We start from the raw sequence: 2,188 nt of genomic DNA on the forward strand, positions 1-2,188 counted from the left end.
GGCTCCACGCAGACTGGCGTCCACGCTTCAAAGCCTCCCACCTATCCTACACATCAAGGACCAGTGTTCAGTGTCAAGCTATAGTAAAGGTTCACGGGGTCTTTCCGTCTTGCCGCGGGTACACTGCATCTTCACAGCGAGTTCAATTTCACTGAGTCTCGGGTGGAGACAGCCTGGCCATCATTACGCCATTCGTGCAGGTCGGAACTTACCCGACAAGGAATTTCGCTACCTTAGGACCGTTATAGTTACGGCCGCCGTTTACCGGGGCTTCGATCAAGAGCTTCGCGTTGCCGCTAACCCCATCAATTAACCTTCCGGCACCGGGCAGGCGTCACACCGTATACGTCCACTTTCGTGTTTGCACAGTGCTGTGTTTTTAATAAACAGTTGCAGCCAGCTGGTATCTTCGACTGATTTCAGCTCCACCCGCAGGGGCTTCACCTACATATCAGCGTGCCTTCTCCCGAAGTTACGGCACCATTTTGCCTAGTTCCTTCACCCGAGTTCTCTCAAGCGCCTTGGTATTCTCTACCTGACCACCTGTGTCGGTTTGGGGTACGATTTGATGTTACCTGATGCTTAGAGGCTTTTCCTGGAAGCAGGGCATTTGTTACTTCAGCACCGTAGTGCCTCGTCATCACACCTCAGCGTTAATAAGGTACCGGATTTACCTGGAACCTCCGCCTACATGCTTAAACCGGGACAACCGTCGCCCGGCTAACATAGCCTTCTCCGTCCCCCCTTCGCAGTAACACCAAGTACAGGAATATTAACCTGTTTCCCATCGACTACGCCTTTCGGCCTCGCCTTAGGGGTCGACTCACCCTGCCCCGATTAACGTTGGACAGGAACCCTTGGTCTTCCGGCGAGCGGGCTTTTCACCCGCTTTATCGTTACTTATGTCAGCATTCGCACTTCTGATACCTCCAGCATGCCTCACAGCACACCTTCAACGGCTTACAGAACGCTCCCCTACCCAACAACACCTAAGTGTCGCTGCCGCAGCTTCGGTGCATGGTTTAGCCCCGTTACATCTTCCGCGCAGGCCGACTCGACCAGTGAGCTATTACGCTTTCTTTAAATGATGGCTGCTTCTAAGCCAACATCCTGGCTGTCTGTGCCTTCCCACATCGTTTCCCACTTAACCATGACTTTGGGACCTTAGCTGGCGGTCTGGGTTGTTTCCCTCTTCACGACGGACGTTAGCACCCGCCGTGTGTCTCCCGTGATAACATTCTTCGGTATTCGTAGTTTGCATCGGGTTGGTAAGCCGGGATGGCCCCCTAGCCGAAACAGTGCTCTACCCCCGAAGATGAGTTCACGAGGCGCTACCTAAATAGCTTTCGGGGAGAACCAGCTATCTCCCGGTTTGATTGGCCTTTCACCCCCAGCCACAAGTCATCCGCTAATTTTTCAACATTAGTCGGTTCGGTCCTCCAGTTAGTGTTACCCAACCTTCAACCTGCCCATGGCTAGATCACCGGGTTTCGGGTCTATACCCTGCAACTTAACGCCCAGTTAAGACTCGGTTTCCCTTCGGCTCCCCTATACGGTTAACCTTGCTACAGAATATAAGTCGCTGACCCATTATACAAAAGGTACGCAGTCACACCACGAAGGTGCTCCCACTGCTTGTACGTACACGGTTTCAGGTTCTTTTTCACTCCCCTCGCCGGGGTTCTTTTCGCCTTTCCCTCACGGTACTGGTTCACTATCGGTCAGTCAGGAGTATTTAGCCTTGGAGGATGGTCCCCCCATATTCAGACAGGATACCACGTGTCCCGCCCTACTCTTCGAGTTCACAACCTGTGTGTTTTCGTGTACGGGACTATCACCCTGTACCGTGCGACTTTCCAGACGCTTCCACTAACACACAAGCTGATTCAGACTCTGGGCTGCTCCCCGTTCGCTCGCCGCTACTGGGGGAATCTCGGTTGATTTCTTTTCCTCGGGGTACTTAGATGTTTCAGTTCCCCCGGTTCGCCTCGTTAACCTATGTATTCAGTTAACGATAGTGTGACGAATCACACTGGGTTTCCCCATTCGGACATCGCCGGGTCAAAGGTTCATATCACCTCGCCGGCGCTTTTCGCAGATTAGCACGTCCTTCATCGCCTCTGACTGCCAGGGCATCCACCGTGTACGCTTAGTCGCTTAACCTCACAACCCGAAGATGTTTCACTTC

General features: G+C 53.0%; 1 rRNA gene. It reads right to left on the minus strand.

The features are described from left to right. Nucleotides 1–2,163 (minus strand): 23S ribosomal RNA (locus ACDO57_RS23305); the annotation flags it as partial. Nucleotides 2,164–2,188: the final 25 nt, after the last annotated feature.

Source organism: Enterobacter cloacae complex sp. 2015409 (assembly GCF_041365315.1).
GTDB lineage: Bacteria > Pseudomonadota > Gammaproteobacteria > Enterobacterales > Enterobacteriaceae > Enterobacter > Enterobacter pseudoroggenkampii.